This window comes from Limnohabitans sp. T6-5, from assembly GCF_003063315.1.
GTDB lineage: Bacteria > Pseudomonadota > Gammaproteobacteria > Burkholderiales > Burkholderiaceae_C > Limnohabitans_A.
Genome location: NZ_NERV01000003.1, coordinates 678,667 through 702,355, shown reverse-complemented (window position 1 = coordinate 702,355; position 23,689 = coordinate 678,667). Strand labels below are relative to the sequence as shown.

At 60.3% G+C, this 23,689-nt stretch carries 24 protein-coding genes and 1 tRNA gene; 12 read left to right on the top strand and 13 right to left on the bottom strand.

Features of this window, described 5'->3' with window-relative positions; all coding sequences use genetic code 11:
- Nucleotides 1-6 precede the first annotated feature (6 nt).
- From B9Z51_RS14980 to hemP, 6 genes are all read left to right on the top strand, one after another.
- Nucleotides 7-693, top strand: a complete 687-nt coding sequence (locus B9Z51_RS14980) for a Fe2+-dependent dioxygenase (protein ID WP_108375896.1) — start codon at nucleotides 7-9, stop codon at nucleotides 691-693.
- Nucleotides 694-711: 18 nt separating this feature from the next.
- Nucleotides 712-1,854, top strand: coding sequence for an alpha-hydroxy acid oxidase (locus B9Z51_RS14975; protein WP_108375895.1), 1,143 nt, complete (start codon nucleotides 712-714; stop codon nucleotides 1,852-1,854).
- Between the two features lie 7 nt (nucleotides 1,855-1,861).
- Nucleotides 1,862-2,569, top strand: a complete 708-nt coding sequence (locus tag B9Z51_RS14970) for an energy transducer TonB (protein WP_233254981.1) — start codon at nucleotides 1,862-1,864, stop codon at nucleotides 2,567-2,569.
- A gap of 7 nt (nucleotides 2,570-2,576) precedes the next feature.
- Complete coding sequence (locus tag B9Z51_RS14965) at nucleotides 2,577-3,287, top strand: MotA/TolQ/ExbB proton channel family protein (protein ID WP_108375894.1); 711 nt, start codon at nucleotides 2,577-2,579, stop codon at nucleotides 3,285-3,287.
- 62 nt (nucleotides 3,288-3,349) lie between these two features.
- Complete coding sequence (locus tag B9Z51_RS14960; RefSeq protein WP_108375893.1) at nucleotides 3,350-3,763, top strand: biopolymer transporter ExbD; 414 nt, start codon at nucleotides 3,350-3,352, stop codon at nucleotides 3,761-3,763.
- Nucleotides 3,764-3,789: 26 nt separating this feature from the next.
- On the top strand, nucleotides 3,790-3,972 hold the full coding sequence (hemP, locus tag B9Z51_RS14955) for a hemin uptake protein HemP (protein ID WP_233254980.1): 183 nt from the start codon (nucleotides 3,790-3,792) through the stop codon (nucleotides 3,970-3,972).
- Between the two features lie 422 nt (nucleotides 3,973-4,394).
- On the opposite strand, the gene ahpF is transcribed toward hemP, so the two are convergent.
- The 4 genes from ahpF to cfa form a co-directional block, all read right to left on the bottom strand.
- Nucleotides 4,395-5,957: an alkyl hydroperoxide reductase subunit F gene (ahpF, locus tag B9Z51_RS14950; protein ID WP_108375891.1), complete on the bottom strand. Its 1,563-nt coding sequence runs from the start codon at nucleotides 5,955-5,957 to the stop codon at nucleotides 4,395-4,397.
- 227 nt (nucleotides 5,958-6,184) lie between these two features.
- Nucleotides 6,185-6,748 carry an alkyl hydroperoxide reductase subunit C gene (ahpC, locus tag B9Z51_RS14945; protein WP_108375890.1) on the bottom strand — a complete coding sequence of 188 codons (564 nt, stop codon included), beginning with the start codon at nucleotides 6,746-6,748 and terminating at the stop codon, nucleotides 6,185-6,187.
- Nucleotides 6,749-6,853: 105 nt separating this feature from the next.
- The gene (locus B9Z51_RS14940; protein ID WP_158272906.1) at nucleotides 6,854-7,252 is read right to left on the bottom strand and encodes a DUF423 domain-containing protein; all 399 of its coding nucleotides are present in this window, start codon (nucleotides 7,250-7,252) and stop codon (nucleotides 6,854-6,856) included.
- Between the two features lie 110 nt (nucleotides 7,253-7,362).
- The gene (gene cfa, locus B9Z51_RS14935; RefSeq protein WP_199227545.1) at nucleotides 7,363-8,532 is read right to left on the bottom strand and encodes a cyclopropane fatty acyl phospholipid synthase; all 1,170 of its coding nucleotides are present in this window, start codon (nucleotides 8,530-8,532) and stop codon (nucleotides 7,363-7,365) included.
- 206 nt (nucleotides 8,533-8,738) lie between these two features.
- Here cfa and B9Z51_RS14930 point away from each other — a divergent pair, with 206 nt between their 5' ends.
- The 3 genes from B9Z51_RS14930 to B9Z51_RS14920 all read left to right on the top strand — a co-directional run bounded on the left by B9Z51_RS14930 (nucleotide 8,739) and on the right by B9Z51_RS14920 (nucleotide 12,551).
- Nucleotides 8,739-9,497, top strand: a complete 759-nt coding sequence (locus B9Z51_RS14930) for a 3-hydroxyacyl-CoA dehydrogenase (protein ID WP_108375887.1) — start codon at nucleotides 8,739-8,741, stop codon at nucleotides 9,495-9,497.
- Between the two features lie 159 nt (nucleotides 9,498-9,656).
- Nucleotides 9,657-11,471 carry a gamma-glutamyltransferase family protein gene (locus tag B9Z51_RS14925; protein ID WP_199227544.1) on the top strand — a complete coding sequence of 605 codons (1,815 nt, stop codon included), beginning with the start codon at nucleotides 9,657-9,659 and terminating at the stop codon, nucleotides 11,469-11,471.
- Between the two features lie 96 nt (nucleotides 11,472-11,567).
- The gene (locus B9Z51_RS14920) at nucleotides 11,568-12,551 is read left to right on the top strand and encodes a tripartite tricarboxylate transporter substrate binding protein (RefSeq protein WP_108375885.1); all 984 of its coding nucleotides are present in this window, start codon (nucleotides 11,568-11,570) and stop codon (nucleotides 12,549-12,551) included.
- 218 nt (nucleotides 12,552-12,769) lie between these two features.
- Here B9Z51_RS14920 and B9Z51_RS14915 read toward each other — a convergent pair whose 3' ends face one another.
- Both B9Z51_RS14915 and acs read right to left on the bottom strand, forming a co-directional pair.
- Nucleotides 12,770-13,264: a hypothetical protein gene (locus tag B9Z51_RS14915; RefSeq protein ID WP_146187783.1), complete on the bottom strand. Its 495-nt coding sequence runs from the start codon at nucleotides 13,262-13,264 to the stop codon at nucleotides 12,770-12,772.
- Between the two features lie 270 nt (nucleotides 13,265-13,534).
- Complete coding sequence (acs, locus tag B9Z51_RS14910) at nucleotides 13,535-15,496, bottom strand: acetate--CoA ligase (protein WP_108375883.1); 1,962 nt, start codon at nucleotides 15,494-15,496, stop codon at nucleotides 13,535-13,537.
- A 177-nt stretch (nucleotides 15,497-15,673) separates the two neighbouring features.
- Between acs and B9Z51_RS14905 the strand changes: the two genes are divergently transcribed.
- Genes B9Z51_RS14905 through murI form a run of 3 tightly spaced genes read left to right on the top strand, consistent with a single transcriptional unit; the run spans nucleotide 15,674 to nucleotide 18,779 of the window.
- A complete protein-coding gene (locus tag B9Z51_RS14905; RefSeq protein WP_108375882.1) occupies nucleotides 15,674-16,276 on the top strand; it encodes a TIGR00645 family protein in 603 nt (200 codons plus the stop codon).
- Nucleotides 16,277-16,318: 42 nt separating this feature from the next.
- Nucleotides 16,319-17,872, top strand: coding sequence for a fumarate hydratase (locus B9Z51_RS14900; protein ID WP_108375881.1), 1,554 nt, complete (start codon nucleotides 16,319-16,321; stop codon nucleotides 17,870-17,872).
- Between the two features lie 55 nt (nucleotides 17,873-17,927).
- Nucleotides 17,928-18,779 carry a glutamate racemase gene (gene murI / locus B9Z51_RS14895; protein WP_108375880.1) on the top strand — a complete coding sequence of 284 codons (852 nt, stop codon included), beginning with the start codon at nucleotides 17,928-17,930 and terminating at the stop codon, nucleotides 18,777-18,779.
- Nucleotides 18,780-18,944: 165 nt separating this feature from the next.
- Here the strand turns inward: murI and B9Z51_RS14890 are convergent, their stop codons facing one another.
- From B9Z51_RS14890 to B9Z51_RS14865, 7 genes are all read right to left on the bottom strand, one after another.
- Nucleotides 18,945-20,258, bottom strand: a complete 1,314-nt coding sequence (locus tag B9Z51_RS14890; RefSeq protein WP_108375879.1) for an MFS transporter — start codon at nucleotides 20,256-20,258, stop codon at nucleotides 18,945-18,947.
- A gap of 12 nt (nucleotides 20,259-20,270) precedes the next feature.
- Nucleotides 20,271-20,906, bottom strand: coding sequence for a DUF6806 family protein (locus B9Z51_RS14885; protein WP_108375878.1), 636 nt, complete (start codon nucleotides 20,904-20,906; stop codon nucleotides 20,271-20,273).
- A gap of 23 nt (nucleotides 20,907-20,929) precedes the next feature.
- Nucleotides 20,930-21,021 (bottom strand) — tRNA-Leu (locus B9Z51_RS14880).
- Between the two features lie 40 nt (nucleotides 21,022-21,061).
- Nucleotides 21,062-21,454 carry an MAPEG family protein gene (locus B9Z51_RS14875; protein WP_108375877.1) on the bottom strand — a complete coding sequence of 131 codons (393 nt, stop codon included), beginning with the start codon at nucleotides 21,452-21,454 and terminating at the stop codon, nucleotides 21,062-21,064.
- A gap of 131 nt (nucleotides 21,455-21,585) precedes the next feature.
- Nucleotides 21,586-21,756 carry a hypothetical protein gene (locus B9Z51_RS18565; RefSeq protein ID WP_199222242.1) on the bottom strand — a complete coding sequence of 57 codons (171 nt, stop codon included), beginning with the start codon at nucleotides 21,754-21,756 and terminating at the stop codon, nucleotides 21,586-21,588.
- Between the two features lie 112 nt (nucleotides 21,757-21,868).
- A complete protein-coding gene (locus B9Z51_RS14870) occupies nucleotides 21,869-22,660 on the bottom strand; it encodes a crotonase/enoyl-CoA hydratase family protein (protein WP_108375876.1) in 792 nt (263 codons plus the stop codon).
- Nucleotides 22,661-22,681: 21 nt separating this feature from the next.
- On the bottom strand, nucleotides 22,682-23,683 hold the full coding sequence (locus tag B9Z51_RS14865; RefSeq protein ID WP_108375875.1) for an acyl-CoA dehydrogenase family protein: 1,002 nt from the start codon (nucleotides 23,681-23,683) through the stop codon (nucleotides 22,682-22,684).
- Nucleotides 23,684-23,689: the final 6 nt, after the last annotated feature.

Genomic DNA, 23,689 nt, shown 5'->3' with positions numbered 1-23,689 from the left:
TATCCCATGCTGCTGCCCCTGAAAAACCTGTTGACCACGGAAGAACTCCACACTGCCCGGTCTTTGCTGGGCGAGGATGCGCCGTGGATCGACGGGCGCAGCAGCGCGGGCGCACAAGCACTGACACAAAAGAACAACCAACAACTGTCGCAGACCAGTGCTGCGGCGCACAGCCTGCAAGCACTGATCCTGGGGGCCTTGCAACGTGAGCCCTTGTTCTTTTCGGCGGCTCTGCCGCGCAAGATCTACAACCCGCTGTTCAACCGTTATGGCGGCAACAGCAATTTTTATGGCCCGCACATCGATGGGGCCGTGCTGCGCTCCAGCACCACCCAGGAATGGGTGCGCACCGATGTCTCGTGCACCGTGTTCCTGTCCGATCCAGCCGACTACGACGGCGGCGAGTTGGTGGTGCAAGACACCTATGGCAGTCATGATGTGAAGCTGGCGGCAGGTGATGCGGTGCTCTACCCCGGCACCAGCCTGCACCAAGTGAAGTCGGTCACGCGGGGCGTGCGGCTGGCCTCTTTCTTCTGGATCGAAAGCATGGTGCGCTCAGACGAGCAGCGCCGCATCCTGTTCGATCTGGACATGAACTTGCTCAAACTGCGCGAGCAACACGGCGAAACGTCAGAAACCATCGGGCTGACAGGCGTTTATCACAACCTGCTGCGCCAATGGGCCAGCACCTGACCCCCAGAAAACAAGCGCATGCCCACCCCCATCGTCAACCTGCAAGACCACGAACATGCCGCACAAGCGGCGCTGTCTGCGTCTGCCTGGGCGTATTTCAGCGGCGGTGCGGCAGACGAAATTACCCTGCGCAGCAACCTGCGCGGCTGGCAACAGTGGGGCCTGGCACCGCGCGTGCTGCAAGACTTGAGCGGCGGCCACACCCGCTGCACATTGCTGGGTAAAACCTGGCCTTTCCCCTTGCTGGTGGCGCCCATGGCTTTTCAGCGCTGGGCCCATGCCGATGGGGAAGCCGGTATGGCCATGGCGGCTGCCGCCCAACAATGCGGCCTGGTGCTCAGCCACCAAACCAGCACACCCTTGCACACCGTGGCACCCCTGATGCTGGCCGAGCCTGACCGGGGGCCGCTGTGGTTTCAGCTGTACTGGCCAAGCGACAAAGTCTATTTACAAGACCTGATTCAGCAGGTCGAGGCCGCAGGCTACGAAGCCTTGGTGCTCACCGTAGACGCCCCTGTACACGGCGTGCGCGACCGAGAACGCCGCAAAGGCATACAACTGCCCCTGGGCGTGCGTGCTGTGCATTGGCCACCAGAAGCCGCCCCATCCACCGACACCAGCGGCCTGTGCGCAGGCCTGGCCAACGCAGCCCCGACCTGGGCCGATGTGGCCTGGCTGCAAAGCATGACCCGACTGCCCATCTTGCTCAAAGGCATCACGCACCCGCAAGACGCCTTGCAAGCGGCTCGCCTGCAAGTGGCGGGCGTCATCGTCAGCAACCACGGCGGCCGCACGCTGGACACCCTGCCCGACACCGCCCACTTGCTGGCCCCGATTGCCGTTGCGGTGCGCTGTCAAAACACGGCCACCAACCACACCATGAATATCCTGGTGGACGGCGGCATCCGACGCGGCACCGACATCTTCAAGGCCCTGGCGCTGGGGGCCGATGCGGTGCTGCTGGGCCGCCCCGCCGTGTTTGGCTTGGCCCATGCGGGCGCGCAAGGCGTGGCCCATGTGCTGCGCCTGTTGCGCGATGAATTTGAAATGACCCTGGCCCTGTGCGGTTGCGCCCAAGTGCAAGACATCCATCTGAACCATGTTGCCGCACTGGAACAACACGTCAACGTCCACTTGCAAGGTGCAAAAGGCCTTGCCTGAAATCTCCATGACAACCCCAAAAGCCTCCCTCGAAGTGCCCAGCAGACCTGACCGCAGCCACAACAACCGTATCTGGCGTGTCACAGGGGTGGTGCTGCTGGCTCACATGGGCGTGCTCTGGGCGATTGAACAAGGTTGGCTGGAACAACCCGCCTTCGTCGAAGAAGCCCAGGTCATCATGGCCTCTGTGATGCTGGAGGCACCCACGCCACCAGCACCGCAACCCAAACAGCAGCCACGGCCCAAACCGGTCACACCCGCTGTGCCCCGGCCCCGACCCATACCGGCCCCTACCCCCTTGCCAACGGTCAGCAAGTCAGCTGAAGCCAGCCCAAACGCGCCAGTCGTGGCGGCGACCAGCAGCTCCCCCGTCAGCCCCGCCACCCCCGCTGCAGCCCCCAGCGCGAGTGTCGGCAAACCCACGCCCCCCAGCCTGGTGCTGCCGTCGTCTGACGCCGACTACCTGAACAACCCGGCGCCTGTCTACCCTCGCATGAGCAAGCGCATGGGGGAGCAAGGCACCGTGATCGTGCGCGTATTCATTGGCCTGCAAGGCACTGCCGAACAAGCAGAAATCCGCACGTCCAGCGGTTACGACCGACTGGACAAAACAGCCCTCGAAACCGTTCAACGCTGGCGCTATGTGCCCGGCAAACGCCACGGCACCCCCGAAGCCATGTGGTTCAACGTCCCTGTTCGATTTGTTTTGGAGTAAAAAAATCATGTACGAATCTTTTGGTCTCTCTCACATCTGGCTCCATGGCGATGCCATCACACGCGCCATCATGGCTTTGCTGATCGGCATGTCCATCGTCAGCTGGATCGTCATCGTGCTCAAGGCGCTCGACGTCTGGCGCTACAAACAGCAAGCGCTGGGCAGCGAAGCCTTCTGGCACAGCCACAGCCTGAGCGAGGGCCTGAACGTCCTGGGCTCCAAAGGCAACCTGTTCCACGACCTGGCCATCACCGGCCAAGAAGCCACCGACCACCACCAGGCCGCGCAAAAACAATTGCACGACCGCCTGGACGTGAGCGACTGGGTCACCCGCAGCCTGCGCAACGCCATTGACGACAGCACGGGCAAGTTGCAAAACGGTCTGGCGATCCTCGCCTCCATCGGCTCCACCGCACCATTCGTCGGCTTGTTTGGTACCGTATGGGGCATTTACCACGCCTTGGTGGCCATTGGGGTCACCGGTAACGCCAGCATCGACGCCATAGCCGGCCCCATTGGAGAGACCCTGATCATGACCGCGCTCGGTCTGACAGTCGCCATTCCGGCGGTGCTGGGCTACAACGCGCTGGTGCGTGGCAACAAATTCATCATTTCCCGAATGAACCGTTTTGCCCACGACTTGCACGCCTATTACGTGACGGGCACCCGCATCGCGCCCTCGTCGCAAGCGTCCAGCCTGACTCCGGCAGTGCACTGAGCCCAGATCCCCACTAAATCAGAGCCACGCCTGAACGCTGCGCAGCCCCCAAGGAGAGCCCCATGGCCTTTGAAGTCAACGACAACGCCGATGACGTGATGAGCGAAATCAACATGACGCCCTTGGTGGACGTCATGCTGGTGCTGCTCATCATCTTCATGATTGCCATTCCGGTGGTGCAACACGCCGTGAAAGTGGAACTGCCCCGCACCAGCAGCACGCGGGACAAAACGCCACCCGACAACCTGCAGCTGGCCGTGGATGCGCAAGGCCAGTTCTTTTTGGGCAAGCAGGCCATTGCAGCCGATGACCTGGAAGAAGCTCTGCGCTTGCATGCCGCCAAGGACCCGCAGCCGCATCTGTACATCCGAGGCGACAAGAAAGTGCCCTACGAACATGTGGCCCAGGCCATGACCGCAGCACAACGCTCAGGCCTGACCAAGATCGGTTTTGTGACCGAAGGCAGCAAGCCATGACACCCGGCGATGATCGCAAACGCCTTTTGGATGAGACTGTTGTGCCCTCCGAGGCGTTCACGACACCGGTTTCATCCGCATCCGGTGGTTTGCGCATCATCGACAGCCGCGACCTGCTGGCGGGCCAATCGTCGCTGCTGATCCGCCATCTGGGTGAGGTCTACCGCCTGCAAACCACTCGGCAGGGCAAGCTGATTTTGACAAAATGAAGCATCCATCAAGTCTTGGTGCCAATGCCGTAAAGAGTGGGATCAATTGTTCAACGCTTCGGATAGATTCTTCCAATGTCGGCATGGAGGGCCCCCATGATCGGAGGCGCTCCTGCTACACCACCAGGCCTGTGCGGGTCCGAACCGGGCGACTCGATAGCTGGAGGTCATGACTGTCTGGGCTCGCCCCCTCTGCCGATGGCGCAACCCACTCGCCCAGCACTCACGAGCGACGCGTGAGTTGACTCACGCTTGCCACGCGATGCCAGCCTCAAGCAGTTGGGCTTCTCTTTGCTCACTGTGACCAGTTCGCATCAGGACTTGCACCTGAAAGTGTGCGCCCATGCTGGGTGCACAAACAAAAAACCGGACTGTAAGCAATCCGGTTTTTCTGAGTGCGACACATTGCGCGCCGTAAAAGATCAATTACGGATCAGATGGTCAAAAGCGCTCAGTGCAGCCTTGGCACCCTCGCCTGCGGCGATCACGATCTGCTTGTAAGGCACCGTGGTGCAATCACCCGCCGCGAACACGCCCGGCACATTGGTGTGGCCCTTGGCGTCCACCACAATCTCGCCAAACTTGCTCAGCTCGACCGTGCCCTTCAGGAACTCGGTGTTGGGCACCAAGCCGATTTGCACGAACACGCCAGCCAACTCCACGTGGTGCTCGGTGCCGGTCGCACGGTCTTTGTAACGGATGCCGTTGACCTTGCTGCCGTCACCGGTGATCTCGGTGGTCTGCGCGTTGGTGTGCACCGTCACGTTGGGCAAGCTGTGCAGCTTGTTCACCAGCACGGCGTCGGCCTTGAGTTGCTCGGCAAATTCGATCACGGTGACGTGCTCGACGATGCCAGCCAGGTCAATGGCCGCTTCGATGCCGGAGTTGCCGCCGCCGATCACGGCCGTGCGCTTGCCCTTGAACAGCGGGCCGTCGCAGTGCGGGCAGTAGGCCACGCCCTTGTTTTTGTACTCGGATTCGCCGGGCACGTTCACATTGCGCCAGCGGGCGCCCGTGGACAAGATCACCGTCTTGGCCTTGAGCGTCGCGCCGTTTTCCATCTGGATGTGCACCAAACCGTCGGCGCCAGCAGGGCTCAATTTGTCTGCCCGCTGCAGGTTCATGATGTCCACGCCGTAATGGCGCACCTGCGCTTCGAGGGCAGCGGCAAACTTGGGGCCGTCGGTCTCCAGCACCGAGATGTAGTTTTCAATCGCCATCGTGTCGTTGGTCTGGCCACCAAAGCGCTCAGCCGCCACGCCCACGCGGATGCCTTTGCGGGCTGCGTACACAGCCGCAGCCGCGCCAGCGGGGCCACCGCCCACGATCAAGACTTCATAGGGGTCTTTGGCGTCCAACTTGGCCGCTTCGCGGGTGGCCGCACCTGTGTCCAGCTTGGCCACGATTTCTTCCACGCTCATGCGGCCCGATCCGAACACCTGGCCGTTCAAAAAGACCATGGGCACGGCCATGATCTGGCGCTCTTCCACTTCTTTCTGGAACGCACCGCCTTCGATGACCACGGTTTTGACCTTGGGGTTGAAGATGGCCATGAGCGACAAGGCCTGCACCACGTCGGGGCAATTGTGGCAGCTCAGGGACATGTAGACCTCGAAGCTGAAGTCGCCGTCCAGGGCTTTGATCGCGTCGATCACTTCAGTCTCGACCTTGGGCGGGTGGCCACCGGTCCAGAGCAGCGCCAACACCAGCGAGGTGAATTCATGGCCGAGCGGCAAACCCGCAAAGCGCACGCCTTGCCCTTCATTCACGTTTTGGCCCTCACGCGCCACCACAAAAGAAGGCTTGCGCGCATCGTTGCCCGAGGTGTCCAGCGTGACCTTGTCCGACAGGCCCACAATGGTCTCCAACAGGCTCTTCATGTCGGTGCCAGTTTCGCTGTCATCCAGCGAGGCGATCAGGCGAATCGGCTGGCGCAGCAAGCCAAGGTATTGTTGCAATTGGGCTTTGAGGGTGTCGTCGAGCATGGTTTTCTCCGGTTTCAGGCTGCACTCATCCTGGTCCCTGCTTGTGGCGGGACCTCAGATCAAGGGGTGGGGGGGAATCGTTGAGAACAGCACACACCCGGCTTGTGGCCTTGTTGTGCTGTGCTCAACGCCCTGCGCCGCAGGGTTTTTTTTAGGAGCTTGCCTTGCAAGCGATCAGTGAGCAATCGCCAGCAGGGCCGGCTCCTACATTGAGGCTGCTGGCAGGTTTAGATCTTGCCGACCAGATCGATGGAGGGAGCCAAAGTCTTGGCACCTTCTTTCCACTTGGCGGGGCACACTTGGCCGGGGTGAGCGGCGGTGTACTGGGCAGCCGTCAGCTTGCGCAGGGTTTCCGACACGTCACGGGCGATTTCGTTGGAGTGGATTTCCAGGGTCTTGATGGTCAACTCGGGGTTGATGATGAAGGTGCCGCGCAGTGCCAGGCCTTCTTCTTCGATGTGCACGCCAAAAGCGCGTGTCAGAGCGTGTGTAGGGTCGCCGACCAATGGGAACTTGGCTTTGCCCACAGCAGGCGAAGTCTCATGCCAGACTTTGTGCGAGAAGTGGGTGTCGGTGGTGATGATGTACACCTCGGCACCGGCTTTCTGGAAAGCAGCGTAGTTGTCAGCCGCGTCTTCGATTTCTGTGGGGCAATTGAAGGTGAAAGCGGCAGGCATGAAGATGAACACGTTCCACTTGCCTTTGAGGCTGGCTTCGGTCACTTCAATAAACTTGCCGTTATGGAAAGCGTTGGCTTTGAAAGGCTGAACTTGCGTGTTGATCAGGGACATGGTGTTTCCTTTGGTGGTTGAAAAAAACTATCGAATGAGAAAACTCATTGATCCGAATCATAAGTCGAATACACAGGCCCGAGAGGGTCCTGACGATTGGAAGTTTCAATGAAGGTCATAGCCGCCGCGCGCAGGCGATGACCGGAGAGCCCCTACCAACAACAGCAGCCAAGCCACAATCCATGCACCGCCACCCCAGGGAACCAGGGCGCGCAAGGCATCAAAACCCAGCAAGGCATGGGCATAGATGTTGAAGCTGAACAGGCACATGCCGACCACCATGAGCGCTCCCGAAGCCAGCCACCAGCGCGAAGGCGCATGCCCACGACAAGCCAGCCCCACAAGCAGCAAGCCCAAGGCATGAAATTGCTGCTGGCCCAATGCGGTTTGCACCATGAAGGCCCTGCCACCTGCAAAATCGGACAAATGGGCTATGACCGCGCTGAAAACAACACTCAGACAAGCGAACAAGGCGCCCAGGATCAGGAAAATGCGTGCAGGCATGGTTTCAATCAATGAAGTGGGGCGAGCTATCGCCAAAAGCCTCATTGTCTACGACCCCTTGCTTTTCCCCCATGAGCGCCTGCATATGGCCCCATGCACGCCCATTGCGTTCACGCCAGCGGGCGCCTGTAACCGCCAGGAAGCCCACGCGGCGAAAACACCACCTGCCACAACTGGTTGTCCCGTGCCCTGAAGGTGCCCGCACAAGACAGCAGGTAATACCGCCACATGCGGTAGAACCGCTCCCCGTATTTCTCTTTCAATTGGGGCCAGGCTGCTTCAAACCGCTCATGCCATGCCATCAGAGTCTTGTCATAGTCACAGCCAAAGTTGTGCCAGTCTTCCATGACAAAGTCGTTCACGCTGTAAAAACCGATTTCTGAAACAGAAGGCAACACGCCATTGGGGAAAATGTATTTTTCAATCCATGGATCAATGCCCCAACCCGGCTTGTTTTTGCCAATGGTGTGTAACAAAAACAGGCCATCATCACGCAAGCAGCGCCTGGCCATGTCGAAAAAGCTGCGGTAATTTTTATGCCCCACATGCTCGAACATGCCCACCGAAGCAATGCGGTCAAAGCGCTGAGTGCCTTGCAAATTGAATGCCCTGTAATCGGCCAACTCAAAACGAATGGGCAAATCCTGAGCTTTTTCAGTGCCCAGCCTGGCTTGCTCTTTCGAGATGGTCAGGCCCACGCACTGCACACGGTAATGGCGTGCCGCAAACAACATCAGACTGCCCCAGCCACACCCAATGTCCAGCAGCGTCATGCCAGGCCGCAATTGAAGCTTCTGGCAAATCAAGTCGAGTTTGGCCTCCTGAGCCTGTTCCAGCGTCTGCGCTTGCGCCCAATAGCCGCAACTGTAGGCCATGGACGGGTCCAGCATGGATTCATACAGGTCATTGCCCAAGTCGTAATGGACTTCACCCACCTGCCAAGCCCTTTGCTGGGACTGCAGATTGGTCAATCGCGCCTTCAAGGATGCCCACAGCCACCCTGCACGCCCCACCCGCTCATCCAGACGTGAACGCAGGATGCGGGTGATCAGCTCATCAATCTGAGCGCAGTCCCACCAACCATCCATATAGCTCTCACCCAAGCCAAGGCTGCCCCGGGTCAGAATGCGATCAAAGGTCGCTGGGTGATGCACCTGCAAGTCCCAAGGACTTGTGCCACCGACAGTGATGCCTGCAGTCGCCAACAACTCGGTCGCCCTGCGCCAGTTGTCATCGTTGCGAATCAAGCCCCCCGTACCCACAGCCATGCCTGAAGCCATTCAATACTCCTGATGTAAAGCCACCCACCTGACATTGGTAGATGTCCAAACCCATGCTAGAAAGACTCTGCAACCATGACCATCAGCCTTTTGATGTAGCGCGGCTACCGTAAACCAATGAGATCAGCTTACGCATCCCTGCATGCGCAAGCCATGAATGTGCATAATTGACGTTTACGTAACGTCAACCAATACAGGAGTCAGACATGGACATTCAAGGCAAGGTTTTCATCGTCACAGGCGGCGCATCGGGCCTGGGCGAAGGCACGGCACGCATGCTGGCGGCCAACGGCGGCAAAGTGGTGATCGCCGACATGCAGGCTGAAAAAGGCGAGGCGGTGGCCAAAGAGCTGGGCGGCGCCTTCGTCAAGTGCGACGTGAGCAATGAAGCCGACGGCCAAGCCGTGGTGGCCCAAGCCGTGTCCATGGGCAAGCTGGTGGGCTTGGTCAACTGCGCAGGCATCGCCCCCGCCGAAAAGACCGTGGGCAAGAACGGCGCGCACAACTTGGCCGTCTACACCAAGACCATCATGGTCAACCTGGTGGGCACCTTCAACATGATCCGACTGGCCTCGGAAGCCATGTGCAAAAACGAACCCGAAGCCACAGGCGAGCGCGGCGTGTTGATCAGCACCGCCAGCGTGGCCGCTTATGACGGGCAAATTGGCCAGGCCGCTTACGCTGCGTCCAAAGGCGGCGTGGTCGGCATGACGCTGCCGATCGCACGCGACCTCTCGCGCAACGGCATCCGCAACATGACGATTGCCCCCGGCATCTTCGGCACCCCCATGCTGTTTGGCATGCCGCAAGAAGTGCAAGATGCGCTGGCCGCAGGCGTGCCCTTCCCCAGCCGCCTGGGCACCCCCCAGGACTACGCCAAATTGGCCAAGCACATCTTCGAAAACGACATGCTCAACGGCGAAGTGATTCGCCTGGACGGCGCGATCCGTCTGGCACCGAAGTGAGCTGACAATCGCTTGCAGGGCAAGCTCCCACACAGGTACCCATCTTTGTAGGAGCCAGCCCTGCTGGCGATAAATTGGCCGATAGAGGCCTAAGATGGCAGCAAACCGCCCCATCAACATGTCAAACCCGTTCGGCCTCTGCCATCAGTGATGCCATCCATGCACAGTACCGTCTATCGCCTGATCGCACTGTTCGCCTTGGCGCTGCTGACCGCCTGCACCACGCAGCCCCTGGCCAGCGGCTGGCACTACACCATCCCCGACCAACCCGAATCGGCCAGCGGCTTCACCGACAAACCCGGCTGGGCCACCACGCGGCAAGCAGTAGCGGCAGCCAACCCTTTGGCCACCGATGCAGGGCACCAGATTTTGCGGGCCGGTGGTTCCGCGCTGGATGCCACCATTGCAGTGCAGCTGGTCTTGGGCCTGGTGGAACCACAGTCCAGCGGCATCGGTGGCGGCGCGTTTTTACTGCACTTTGACGGCCAGCGCGTGCAAGCCTTCGATGGCCGCGAAACCGCCCCCGCTGCGGCCAAGGGTGACCAGTTCCTGAACACCGAAGGCAAACCCCTGCCCTTTGACGATGCGGTCTTGAGTGGCCAGTCGGTGGGCGTGCCTGGTGCGGTGCGCATGCTCGAAGCGGCCCACCGCCAGCACGGCGCCCTGCCCTGGGCGCAACTGTTTGCGCCCGCCATTGCGCTGGCCGAACAGGGCTTCAAGGTCAGCCCACGCCTGCACACCCTGCTACAAGCCGACCCGCACCTCAGAAAAGACCCACTGGCCTTGCGCTTTTTCTACACCCCCCAGGGCCAAGCCTGGCCCGTGGGCCATGTGCTGCGCAACCCCGAATACGGCCATGTGCTGCGCCGCTTGGCCAGCGAGGGCAGCCGCGCCCTGCACGAAGGGCCTGTGGCCCAAGCCATCGTGGCCCGCACGGCTCAGCCGCCGCGCCCGGGGGGGCTGAGCCTGCAAGACCTGGCCAATTACCAGCCCCGCATGCGCGAAGCCCTGTGTTTTGATCACGCGGCCACGTCGCGTGCGTACCGCATCTGCGGCTTCCCCCCGCCCTCCTCGGGCCAGATCGCCATCGGGCAAATTTTGGGCATGCTGAGTCACACCCGCGCGCAAGGGCCTGAGTTGGCCGAGGGCTTGCCCTCCCCCGACTGGCTGCACCGCTATGCCGAAGCCTCGCGCTTGGCCTTTGCCGATCGGGCGCAGTACGTGGCCGACCCCGACTTTGTGAACGCGCCGGGCGGTGACTGGCGCAGTCTGCTGGCCCCTGACTACCTGCGCGAACGCAGCCAGCTGATCGGCGCCCAAGCCATGAAAGTGGCCCTACCAGGCCAACCAGCAGCCAGCCCCATCGCTCACGCCCCCATGCCCACGCAGCCCGAATACGGCACCAGCCACATCAGCGTGGTCGACGCGCAAGGCCGCGCCGTGGCCATGACCACCACCATCGAAGCCGCCTTTGGCTCGCGCCGCATGGTGACGACCGACCCAGCCCGACCCGGCGGCTTTTTGCTCAACAACCAGCTGACCGATTTCAGCTTCGTACCCACCGACGCGCAAGGCCGCCCGGTGGCCAACCGGGTCGAGCCCGGCAAGCGCCCGCGCTCGTCCATGTCGCCCACATTGATGTTTGACAAGGCCAGCGGCCAGTTGCTGCTGAGTGCAGGCAGCCCGGGCGGGGCCGTCATCATCCACTTCACGAGCAAGGTGCTGGTGGGCACCCTGCACTGGGGCTTGAACGTGCAGCAGGCGGTGAACCTGCCCAACTTTGCCAATCTGGGTGGCCCCGTGCTGCTCGAAAACCAGCGCTGGCCCGCCAGCACGGTGCAAGCACTGCAAGGCCGAGGCCACGAAGTACGCCTGATCGACATGACCAGCGGGCTGCAAGCCATTGAGCGCACCGCCACAGGCTGGTTTGGCGCAGCCGATCCCCGGCGTGAAGGTGTGGTGCGCGGGGACTGAGGTGTTGGTCACACACGCGACCTTTTGAGGGAACTCCCGATGCATACGCGCAGACGCCCGGGCCATACTGCGTGCTGAACCCATCAGGAGAGACTTGTGAACACCAACGACACCTCACGCCGCCAGTTTGTGCAAAGTGGCATCGCCGCTGCCGCCGCTTTGGCCTTGCCCGCGCTGGCCCAGACACCCGCCTTTCCAACCCGTCCGCTCAAGCTGATCTGCCCCTGGCCGGCAGGCGGGTCGAGTGACATCGTGATGCGCGCCCTGGCCGAAGGCGCCACCAAGGTGCTGGGCCAGCAGGTCGTCGTTGAAAACAAGCCCGGTGCGAGCGGCATGCTCGGCCCCAACGAACTCGTCAAGGCTGCCCCCGACGGCTACACCCTGTCGCAAATCACGATCGGCGTGGCCCGCTTGCCGCACATGCAAAAGATGCAGTTCGACCCGCTCAAGGACTTCACTTACATCGCCTGCCTGACCGGTTACACCTTCGGCATCGTGGTCAAGGCCGACTCGCCCATCAAGACGGTCAAAGACCTGGTCAATTTCGCCAAAGCCAACCCTGGCAAGTTCGCCTACGGCTCCACTGGCAACGGCACCACGCCACACCTGGCCGTGGAAGAGTTCGCCAGCAAGGCAGGCATCCAGCTCACCCATGTGCCCTTCAAAGGCAGCTCGGACGGCCTGCAGGCGCTTTTAGGCGGTCACATCGACGCCCACAGCGACGCCACCGGCTGGGCACCCCACGTTGAAGCAGGCACCCTGCGCCTGTTGGCCACCTACGGCAGCAAACGCACCAAACGCTGGCCCAATGTGCCCACGCTCAACGAGCTGGGCTACGACACGGTGTCCGATTCGCCCTTTGGCATCGCAGGCCCCAAGGGCATGGACCCCAAGATCGTGCGCAAGCTGCAAGACGGTTTCAAGAAAACCCTGAGCGACCCTGGTGTGGTGGCCGCCTTTGAGAAGTACGACCAGCCGGTCATCTACATGGACAGCGAGGCCTACACCCAGTTCATCCTCGCCAGCTATGTGAAGGAAAAGCGGCTGATCGAGAAGCTGGGGCTGGGCATGAAGAGTTGAAGCGGGGTTTGCGGAAATTTGTCGGGGTCTTCGACCACCGACCTACAAAAGCCCTGGTCTTTTCGCAAGTCGACACTCGAAGAGTCCGACATTGCCCTTTGACTGTCCATACAGGGCATGCCCGGTACACGAAAAATTGCCATGGTCTGCGACCACCGACCTACAAAAAACGGCAGCCTCGGCTGCCGTTTTTTTGAACCTATTTGAAGATCAGCAATTCAAAGACTATCGGCTTTGCGTTTTTGCTTGGCGGCCGTTTCTGCATTCGATTGCTGCATGAAGGCATCTCGCAAGCGTTTGCTCAAGTAACGTACTTCCATGACAAAGCTCAGGTGGGGCGCGTCAATGTCGATCACTGTGTCTCCCTTGCTGAATTGGGCGCTGCCATAGTTCATGAAGTTGTCAACCTTGTTGTTGATCACCTTGTATTTTCCCGAAAAGGTTTTGATCAGTGATTTGGGATTTTTAGGCATGGACACGAGGACCCCAACCAACACGTCAGCCTGATCAAAGATGAAGGTCACGGCATTCACGCCTTCCACGTTCAGCCCATGGCCGTCGACTTCAAACATCTTTCCACCACTGTATTTATTGATGCCCGTGGGGGTCAGTGACGTTTTGTCACCGATTTGCTTTTGCACTTGCGACAAAGTAGCGACGCCCACCTCCAGGCCAAAAGGACTGGCGTTTTCAGCCATGGCGATTGAACTCATAAAAACCGCCAGGATGGTACCCAGCAGATTTTTCATGGAGATCCTATGCAAAAAACTTGAAGCCAAATTCATGACCCAGCTGACTATGAATCTCATTTTTTATCCTTGATGTCCTGCTCAACTCATGTACAGGAATAATTTTGAAGATGAGATTTTATAAAATTTAAGTACTATTTTTTTATTTAAATAAAAAACCCACACCCAAAAAAACAAAGGCAGCCGAAGCTGCCTTTGTTTTGCTTGATACAGCGGGCTGACGCCCGCGTTTGGTCAGTACGCCTGACCCAACTGACCCAGGATGTGCGGGTTTTCCAGGGTCGAGATGTCTTGCGTGATCTCTTCGCCTTTGGCCAGCGAACGCAGCAGGCGGCGCATGATCTTGCCCGAGCGGGTCTTGGGCAGGTTCTCGCCAAAGCGGATGTCCTTGGGTTTGGCAATGGGGCCGATTTCTTTGGCGATGTGGTCGCGCAATTGCTTGGCAATCGCTTTGCCTTCGTCGTTGTTTGGCAAGGCGCGCTTGAGCACCACGAAGGCGCAAATCGCCTCACCCGTGGTGTCGTCAGGGCGGCCCACCACGGCAGCTTCGGCCACCAGCTCGGTGCAGCTCACCAACGCCGATTCGATTTCCATCGTGCCCATGCGGTGACCAGAGACGTTCAGCACGTCGTCGATGCGGCCGGTGATGGTGAAGTAACCGGTTTTCTCGTCGCGGATCGCGCCGTCGCCAGCCAGGTAGTACTTGCCCTTGAAGTCTTCAGGGTAGTAGCTCTTCTTGAAGCGCTCAGGGTCGCCCCAGATGTTGCGGATCATGGAAGGCCAAGGGCGCTTGACGACCAAAATGCCGCCTTGGCCATTGGGCATGTCTTCGCCGGTTTCGCTCACGATGGCGGCCTGGATGCCGGGGAACGGCAGTGTGCAAGAACCGGGCACCATGGGGGTCACGCCAGGCAGCGGGGTGATCATGTGACCACCGGTTTCGGTCTGCCAGAAGGTGTCCACGATGGGGCAACGGCTGCCGCCCACGTGCTCGTAGTACCACTCCCAGGCGGCCGGGTTGATCGGCTCGCCGACCGAGCCCAGCAGGCGCAGGCTGCTCAGGTTGTAGCTCTTGGGGTGCACGGCGTCGTTGGCTTCAGCGGCTTTGATCAGCGAGCGGATGGCGGTGGGCGCGGTGTAGAAGATCGAGACTTTGTGGTCCTGGATCATCTTCCAGAAGCGGCCTGCGTCGGGGTATGTGGGCACGCCTTCAAACACGATCTCGGTGCCGCCCAGGGCCAAGGGGCCGTAAGTGATGTAGGTGTGGCCTGTGACCCAGCCGATGTCGGCCGTGCACCAGAACACGTCGTCAGCCTTCAGGTCGAAGGTCCATTGGGTGGTCAAGGCTGCGTGCAGCAAGTAGCCGCCGGTGCTGTGTTGCACGCCTTTTGGCTTGCCAGTCGAGCCCGATGTGTAAAGCAGGAACAGGGGGTGCTCAGCGCCCACCCACTCTGGCTCGCAGGTGGTGGCTTGCTGGTCGGCCACGTCGGCCATCCACAGGTCGCGGCCTGCGGTCATGGCGATGTCGGCGCCCGAGCGCTTGACGACCAGCACGTTTTTGATGGCGTCGCAACCGCCCAGGGCCAGGGCTTCGTCCACGATGGATTTGAGGGGCAACTGCTTGCCACCGCGCACTTGGTGGTCAGCCGTGATCACGGCGACAGCACCGGTGTCTTCGATGCGGTCTCGCAGCGACTGGGCAGAAAAGCCGCCGAACACCACCGAGTGGGTGGCGCCGATGCGGGCGCAAGCTTGCATGGCGGCCACGCCGTCAATCGACATGGAGATGTAGATGACAACGCGGTCACCCTTTTTGATGCCGAGGGATTTGAGCGCGTTGGCGTATTGACAGGTCTTGGCCAGCAACTGGCTGTAAGTGACTTTGGTCACTTCGCCGCCGTCGGCTTCAAAGATGATGGCGGTTTTGTCGCCCAGGCCTTTTTCGACGTTGCGATCCAGGCAGTTGTAGGACACGTTCAAGGTGCCGTCTTCAAACCACTTGAAGAAAGGTGCATTGGACTCGTCCAGCAATTTGGTGAAAGGCGTCTTCCAGGTGATCAGCTCTTTGGCCAGGCGACCCCAGTAGCCCTGGTAATCGGTGTCAGCTTCTTTGCACAGGGCTTCGTAGGCGGCCATGCCCGAGACGTTGGCGTTTTTAACGAAATCAGCGCTCGGTTGGTAAATGGTGGAACTCATCAGATTTGTCTCCTCAATGACATGGCGTTTTCAAAACTGGTGCAAATGTCGGCGTTCGCTCTTACAAAGCACTGACTGACATCAGACTTGCATGGACTTGGTTTTGAATTGCTGTTCTACCGCCTAAAATTCGGGACCCCCAGAAGCCACTGGCTTCAGGAAAGTTTCAGGAAAACCATGTCCAAACCATCTTCGGGCGTCAAAACCGCCACCAGCCCACTCAACAACTTCATCTTTGCCAGCCGCTGGCTGCAATTGCCGCTGTATCTGGGGCTGATCGCAGCGCAGGCGGTTTATGTGTTCCATTTTTGGGTTGAGCTGGTGCACCTGCTCGAAGCCGCCTTTGGTAACCAACACGCATTGCAATTGCTGATCAGCAGCATTGGCTACAAGACGGATGCGGCCATCACCAGCCTGAACGAAACCGTGATCATGCTGGTGGTGCTGGGCCTGATCGACGTGGTGATGATCTCCAACTTGCTGATCATGGTCATCGTGGGCGGCTACGAAACCTTTGTCTCGCGCCTGAACCTCGAAGGCCACCCGGACCAACCCGAGTGGCTCGACCACGTCAACGCCTCGGTGCTCAAGGTCAAACTGGGCACGGCCATCATCGGCATCAGCTCGATTCACCTGCTCAAGACCTTCATCAACGCCGCCAACTACGACGAAAAAGTCCTGATGTGGCAAACCATCATCCACATCGCTTTCTTGCTCAGCGCCATTGCCATTGCCGTGGCTGACCGCCTGATGTCGCACCACGACAGCGCAGGCCACTGAACCCTTTTCGATATTTTTGACTCTCCACTGGACTCACGAACCATGACCACACTGATCAAACAAGACGACCTGATCGAATCCGTTGCTGCCGCGCTGCAATACATCAGCTACTACCACCCGGCTGACTTCATCTCGCACCTGGCCAGCGCCTACGAGCGCGAGCAAAGCCCCGCCGCCAAGGACGCCATTGCGCAGATCCTCACCAACAGCAAGATGAGCGCCTTCGGCCACCGCCCGATTTGCCAAGACACTGGCATCGTGAACGTGTTCCTCGAAGTCGGCATGGACGTGAAATTCGACGGCTTCACCGGCAGCTTGGAAGATGCCGTGAACGAAGGCGTGCGCCGTGGCTACAACCACCCCGACAACATGCTGCGTGCCTCCGTGGTGTCTGACCCGCACTTCAACCGCAAGAACACCAAAGACAACACGCCTGCCGTGATCTTCACCAAGATCGTGCCCGGCCACCATGTGCATGTGACCGTGGCGGCCAAAGGCGGCGGCAGCGAGAACAAATCCAAGCTGATCATGCTCAACCCCGGCGACAGCATCGTGGACTGGGTGCTCAAAACCGTGCCCACCATGGGCGCGGGCTGGTGCCCACCCGGCATGCTGGGCATCGGCATCGGCGGCACCGCTGAAAAAGCCGTGCTCTTGGCCAAAGAGAGCCTGATGGACGACCTGGACATGTACCAGCTGCTCGAAAAATCGAGCAAAGGCGAGAAGCTCGACCCAGTCGAAGAAATGCGCCTGGAGCTGTACCACAAGGTCAACGCGCTGGGCATTGGCGCGCAGGGCCTGGGCGGCCTCACCACCGTGCTCGACATCAAGATCAAGATGTACCCCACGCACGCGGCCAGCAAGCCCGTGGCCATGATCCCCAATTGCGCAGCGACCCGCCACGCGCACTTTGTGCTGGATGGCTCCGGCCCTTCGTACCTCGAAGCGCCTTCGCTCGACCTGTGGCCCAACGTGGGCTGGACGGCCGACACCGAAAAGAGCCAGCGCGTGGACCTGAACACCCTGACACCCGAACAGGTCGCTGCTTGGAAACCCGGCCAGACCTTGCTGCTCAACGGCAAGATGCTCACGGGCCGTGACGCCGCCCACAAACGCATTCAAGACATGCTGGCCAAGGGCGAGCCGCTGCCTGTGAGCTTCAAGAACCGCGTGATTTATTACGTGGGCCCTGTTGACCCCGTGGGCGACGAGGCTGTGGGCCCGGCAGGCCCAACGACGGCCACCCGCATGGACGGCTTCACCGAAATGATGCTGGCCAACACCGGCCTGATCGCCATGATCGGCAAGGCCGAGCGTGGCCCGGTCGCCATCGAAGCCATCAAGAAGCACAAGTCGGCTTACCTGATGGCCGTGGGCGGCGCGGCTTACCTTGTGTCCAAAGCCATCAAACACGCCCAAGTGGTGGGCTTTGCCGACATGGGCATGGAAGCCATTTATGAATTCGACGTGGTCGATATGCCCGTGACGGTGGCGGTGGACGCGGGCGGCACCAGCGCCCACATCACCGGCCCGGCCGAATGGCAAAAACGCATCGCCACGGGCGAGTTCAAGGGCATTGGCGTCACAGCTGCCTGAATGTGATGCGTCGGGGGCTTTGTTTTGACAAGATGCCCCTGCCCTCACCCCATTCATGACCGAATCCCCCATCGGCGTTTTTGACAGCGGCATCGGCGGCCTGAGCGTTCTGCAGGCCCTTCAAGCCGAGCTGCCGCATGAGCACTTTGTGTACTGGGCCGACAGCGGTCATGCGCCCTATGGCGAAAAAAGCGATCTTTTCGTGCGCCAACGCAGCCTGGCCATTGCACGGCACCTGATCGAGCATCACCACATCAAAGCCCTGGTGGTGGCCTGCAACACGGCCACGGCAGCGGCCATTCACACCTTGCGTGCGCAGTACCCGCATTTGCCCTTGATCGGCGTCGAGCCCGCGCTCAAACCTGCCATGGCGCTGAGCCAAACCAAACGCATCGGCGTCATTGGCACCAAGGGTACGCTGTCCAGCGAAAAATTCCATCGGCTGCTCACCAGCCTGCAAGACCAGGCCGACTTCGTGGTTCAGCCTTGCAATGGCTTGGCGCTGGCCATCGAGCAAAGCACACACGCCGCCAGCGGTGCTCAGACCTCTGAAAAAATCACCCAACTGCTGCGCGACTACACACAGCAGATGGGCGAGTTTGGCCAGGCTGCAGGTCAAATGGACACCCTGGTGTTGGGCTGCACCCACTACGTGTTCGCGCACAAGGCGCTGCAAAGCTTGCTGGGCAGCGACATTCAGCTGGTGTCCACCGGCGAACCGGTGGCCCGGCAAACGCGAAGACTGCTGGATGCGGCTGGCCAGCTGCGCGCAGGCCCTGCGCCATTGGCCGCTTCGGCCCGCATGCAGCTATTGACGAATGGCGAACTGAGCAGCCTTCAAGCGGCGGCGAAGCGTTGGCTGGATTTGCCGCATGCGGCCTGCCACAAGGCCGACCCGCAGGTCTGATCAGCGCTTATGGATCCTGCCCCGCAAAGTGTTCAAAAAGCCATGGTTTTGTAGGTCGGTAGCTTCAGCTCCGACTTTACTGACTTCGGCGTGGACACTTGTCGGAGCTGAAGCTGCCGACCTACGGAGTAGCGGTGCAAAAAATTCAAACTTCAGCGGTCCGGATCACGAAGAAGGCTCAGACTGTCCCAGCGCCATTCGGCGTCCGCGCTCGACGCTCACCGGCATCAGCAAGACCAAGCCCAAGACAAAGAGCAGCGAAGTCGAGCCAATGGCCAGGCGCTGATTGCCGCCGCTCAGCCAGGTGATGAGGCCATAGCTCAAAGGCCCCAGGATGCTGGCCAGACGGATCGCAAAGGTCCACAGGCCAAAGAATTCACCCAGGCGCGCAGGCGGCACCATCAGCCCGGCCATGGCGCGGCCAGACGATTGGCTCGAACCCATGCACACCCCTGCGATGGCAGCAGCCCACCAAAACACTTCTTTGGTGCTCGACAAGGCGGCAATCACGCAGGTCAATATCCAACCCAGCAAAGTCAAGGTCAGCGCCAATTTGTGTCCAATGCGGTCTTGCGCGTAACCAAACACAAAGGCGCCCACAAAGGCCGCAATGTTCAGAACAAAAATCAGGACCATGGTCTCTTGCGGCTGAAAACCAATCACTTGCTCGGCATAAATCGCAGCCAGTGAAATCGCCACCGCCACCCCGCCCTGATAGGCCACGGCGCAAGCCATCAGGCGGACAAAGTCCTGGTAGGGCCGCGCATCCCGAAAAGTTTGCTGGAGTTGTTTGAGGCTTTGCAGCAGGCTGACCACCGGCGCGTCAGGCTGGGGGGGCGAATGCTCTCGCATGAGGGCAAAGGTCACGCATGCCGCCGCGCCATAGACCAAGGCGGTGATCAGCATCGTCACCGGCACGAACTGGCTACCTGTCTCACCACGGGCTTGCGCCGCCAGCACATAGGCCAGGCACACGCCCAAAGTCAGCATGCCGCCGATGTAGCCCAAGGACCAACCCCAACCGCTGATGCGGCCCATGGCCTCTGGTTTGGCCAGTTCAGGCAAAAAGGAAGCCGTCAGGGACTCGCCGTATGAAAAAAACGTGTTGGAGATGATCAACAAGCCCAAACCCAAGGCCACCTGTCCAGGGCCGACCCAAGCCAGCGCAGCGGTGCTGATCACGCAAGCAGCGGTGACGCTCATCAACAAACGCTTTTTGCCAGCCGTGCGATCCGCCCATGCCCCAAGCCCGGGCATGGTGAGCATCACGATGGCATAAGAAACACTCAAACCCACCGTCCAGGCCAAGGTGGCCCATGCAGCGCCCTGGGCCACACCCCCCACAAAGTAAGCCGCAAACACGGCAGTGATGACCACGGTGGTGTAACCAGAATTGGCGAAGTCATACATCGCCCAACCAAATACCTCACGCAACCGGACACCAGGGTTCAATACATCGCGGGTAAACAGGGCTGCCATGGCAAACCCCGTTCAATGCAAGTGACGAGGACGACGGCCACCGCCACCGCCATGCCCACTGTTGCCGTTGCCTCCCGACCCCTTGGGCGGCTTGCCCAATTCCAGCGAACTGACCAGATTGTCGAAGCGCTGGCTGAACAATTTGTCAATTTCGCCCACGACGCCGGACAACTCCGAGCCATCAAAATGGCGCTCCATCATGTTGACCACGTCGTGCACCAGCAAATCGCGCTGGGCCTGCATGATGGCGCCCGGATCGGGGCCGACAAACAGCATCACAAAGTCATCACGAGACTCCGCGCCACGGGCTTCATCTTCGTCATCAAACTCGGTGTCGTAAAAGGTCACTTCGATTTGGGTGCCCGCTGCCGACAAATCGTTGAGGTTCATGCACAAGTCGTCCAGCACCATGCGGAAATCGTCGTCCCCGCGCACGGTCCAGCACATGTGCAGTCGCTGCGTGTTGGCATCAAAACGGATGCCCGGCTCTTCCTCGTAGAGACTCATGGCACCTTCACTCAAGGTGCGTGCGCCGACGTAGTGCCAAAGGGGCTTGAGAGCTTCCTGAATGGCCTTGGTGTCGGTGCCGGGCTTGATCGGCACATCACCATGCACGTGGATTTCAAACGGTGCGTTGTCGTGGTTCATGATGGTGCCTTATGACTGACTGCTGGTGCCCCGAGCCGGAATCGAACCGGCACGCCCCTTTTCAGGAAGCAACGGATTTTAAGTCCGGTGTGTCTACCAGTTTCACCACCGGGGCCAAGGCTCTATTGTGCCTTGAGAAAGACGTTTTTCCGGGCTCAGCCCAGTTGCAAATTCATCATGGCCAACACGTAGAACGCAATGACGCTGAAATAGCCCACGGCCCAGAAAATGGAACGAAACCGGGCTTTGTCACTGACATAGCAGGCCACATAGGCGATACGCGCTGCAATGAACGCGGCGGCCAGCATATCCACCACAAAGGGGTCCACGCCTGTGAGCAGGGCCAAAACAAGGCCGACAGCAAAGAATGGGAAGGCTTCCAGGCTGTTGGATTGCGCCGCGTTGGCGCGGGCACGAAAGCCGGTTTGTTGAGCCATCCAGGCTCGGGGGTCGTGGTTGTCATAGCCTTTGGCACCAGCCTTGGCAATGCCTGCACAAATGACAGGCATCAAACCCGCAATCAACAGCGACGCATAAGAGATCAACATGGCATCACCTTTTATCTGGCCGGTCAGCTGCCCATTCAGGCATTCTCTGGGTGGCCAAACCTAAAAAAAAGCCACTGACACGCATCAGTGGCTTGACGATCTGTCGCAGCGCTCAGCTGCAACAGCCTGGATCAACCGCCCTTTTTGGAGCGCTTGCCGGGGTTTTTCTTGCTGCGGGTTGCCACACCACGCTCCAGGCTGACGCGCTGACCACGGCCATGCGTGCGCAGGGTCACACCAGGCAATGCTGGCAATGGAGGGGTGAATTTACGATCTGCTTCGGTGACGATTTTGTTGCCCATCGATGGCTCCAGATAAAAATGCAAAAGCGATATTAAGCCACAAGTTGAACCCGAACTTTCTCAAGAGGGTCCAACAGGTGAGGGTTCAACTCGGACAAAGCCAGCCTTCAGGTCAAGAAAACTTCGGCGGACGCTTTTCAATGAACGCGTTCACCGCTTCATGGTGGTCGGTGGTCATGTGGGCAATGGCCTGGTAACCCGCTGACAACTCCAGCAGCGATTCCAGCGAGCTGCGCTCGCCTTCGCGCAGCAAACGCTTGGTCATGCGCAGCACCGCGCCCGGGTTGGCGGCGATTTTGCGCGCCAAGGCCAGCGCCTCAGGCAGCAGCTGCTCAGCCGCCACGACGCGCGACACCAAACCGCAGGCCAGCGCTTGCTCGGCCGACAAAGCCTCGCCCGTGAAAGCCATCTCAGCGGCTTTGGATGCGCCCACCGCGCGCGGCAGCAGCCAAGCGCCACCGTCACCCGGCACGATGCCCACTTTCACAAAACTCTCGGCAAAGGTGGCTTTGTCGGATGCGATGCGGATGTCACACATGCAGGTCAAGTCCAGCCCCGCGCCAATGGCCGGGCCGTTGATGGCGGCGATCACAGGCACGTCCAGGTTGTAGAGCGCCTTGGGCAGGCGCTGGATGCCATTGCGGTATTCCTCACGGATCACGTCGGGCAAGAGCCGCTGGGTTTGGTAACGCAGCATGTCCTTGACGTTGCCGCCCGAACTGAAAACCGGGCCTTCGGCGGTGAGGATCACCGCGCGGATGCTGGTGTCCTTGGTGATGTCGGCACAAGCCTGCACAAACTCTTCGACCGCCGTGTTGCCGGTCAAGGCGTTGCGAGTCTCGGGCTGGCTCATGGTGAGGATGGCGATGCTGCCCTCACGGGTGATTTTGAGAAATGAACGCATGGCAATTCCTGTATTAAAGGGTCAAACAACAACGTCGGTGAGTGTGCGTATCAGGTCCAGACTCAGCGGCTCGGGGCTGTCCAGCAGGGCCTGGCCCAGCACGTCGTGCCAGTAGGACTCTGACCCAGCGGCTTGTCGCCAGGCGTGCAACCTGCGGGTGTACAGCTGCAAATCAAACTCGCGTGTGAAGCCGATCGCCCCGTGGATGGAGTGGCTCAGCCCCGCGACTTCGAGTGCCGCCTCGCTGGTGCGCGCCTTGGCCATGGCCACGCGCAAACGGTCGGGCACCGGGCCCTCGGCGCACAGCCCCAACTGGGCGGCCATGCGGGCAGCAAATGCGTGCTCGGACATGAGGCTCAGCTGGTGCTGGATCGCCTGGAACTTGCCAATCGGTTTGCCAAACTGCTGTCGGTCGTTGGCGTACTGCAGCGTGCGGCTGAAGACGGCCATCAAAGCACCCGCCAGCTGGGCGGCATAGAGCGCCGCTTGCAAGGTCACCAGGTCGTGCGTGCCGGGCACCGGCTGCGCTTGCTCCCAAGCCGCTTGCGGCCAGCTCAGTTGCGCATCCAGGCAAAACCCAGCCACCTGCATTTGAGCCTCCGCCACAGGCAGCAGGCGGCACACACCGCCACACGAGACCAGCACCCAGTCGGCCTTGGCGGCGCAGCGCACCTGCGCGCAGTACAAACGGCCATCGCTGGCCAGCTGGCCCGTGCCGAACACCACCGAACCCTTTGGCGCGGACACGCCAGCATGGGCCAACAGGCCACGCGCCAGCAAGGTCTCGCCCAATGGCACAGGCACGGCAAATGTGCCGCACAACTCCAGCACCGGGTAGACATCGGCCAAAGTCAGCCCTGCTCCACCCGCAGATTCAGGCACCAGCGCGTCGGCAAAGCCCGAGGCCTCCAGGGCTTGCCACAAGGGGGCGTGCGGCTGACCTGCTTCGATGGCGCGCACCACAGCGGGTGTGCAGTGGTCGGTGAGCAGCGCCTTGACGGCGTCGGAAAAAAGATCGTCCATGGTGTT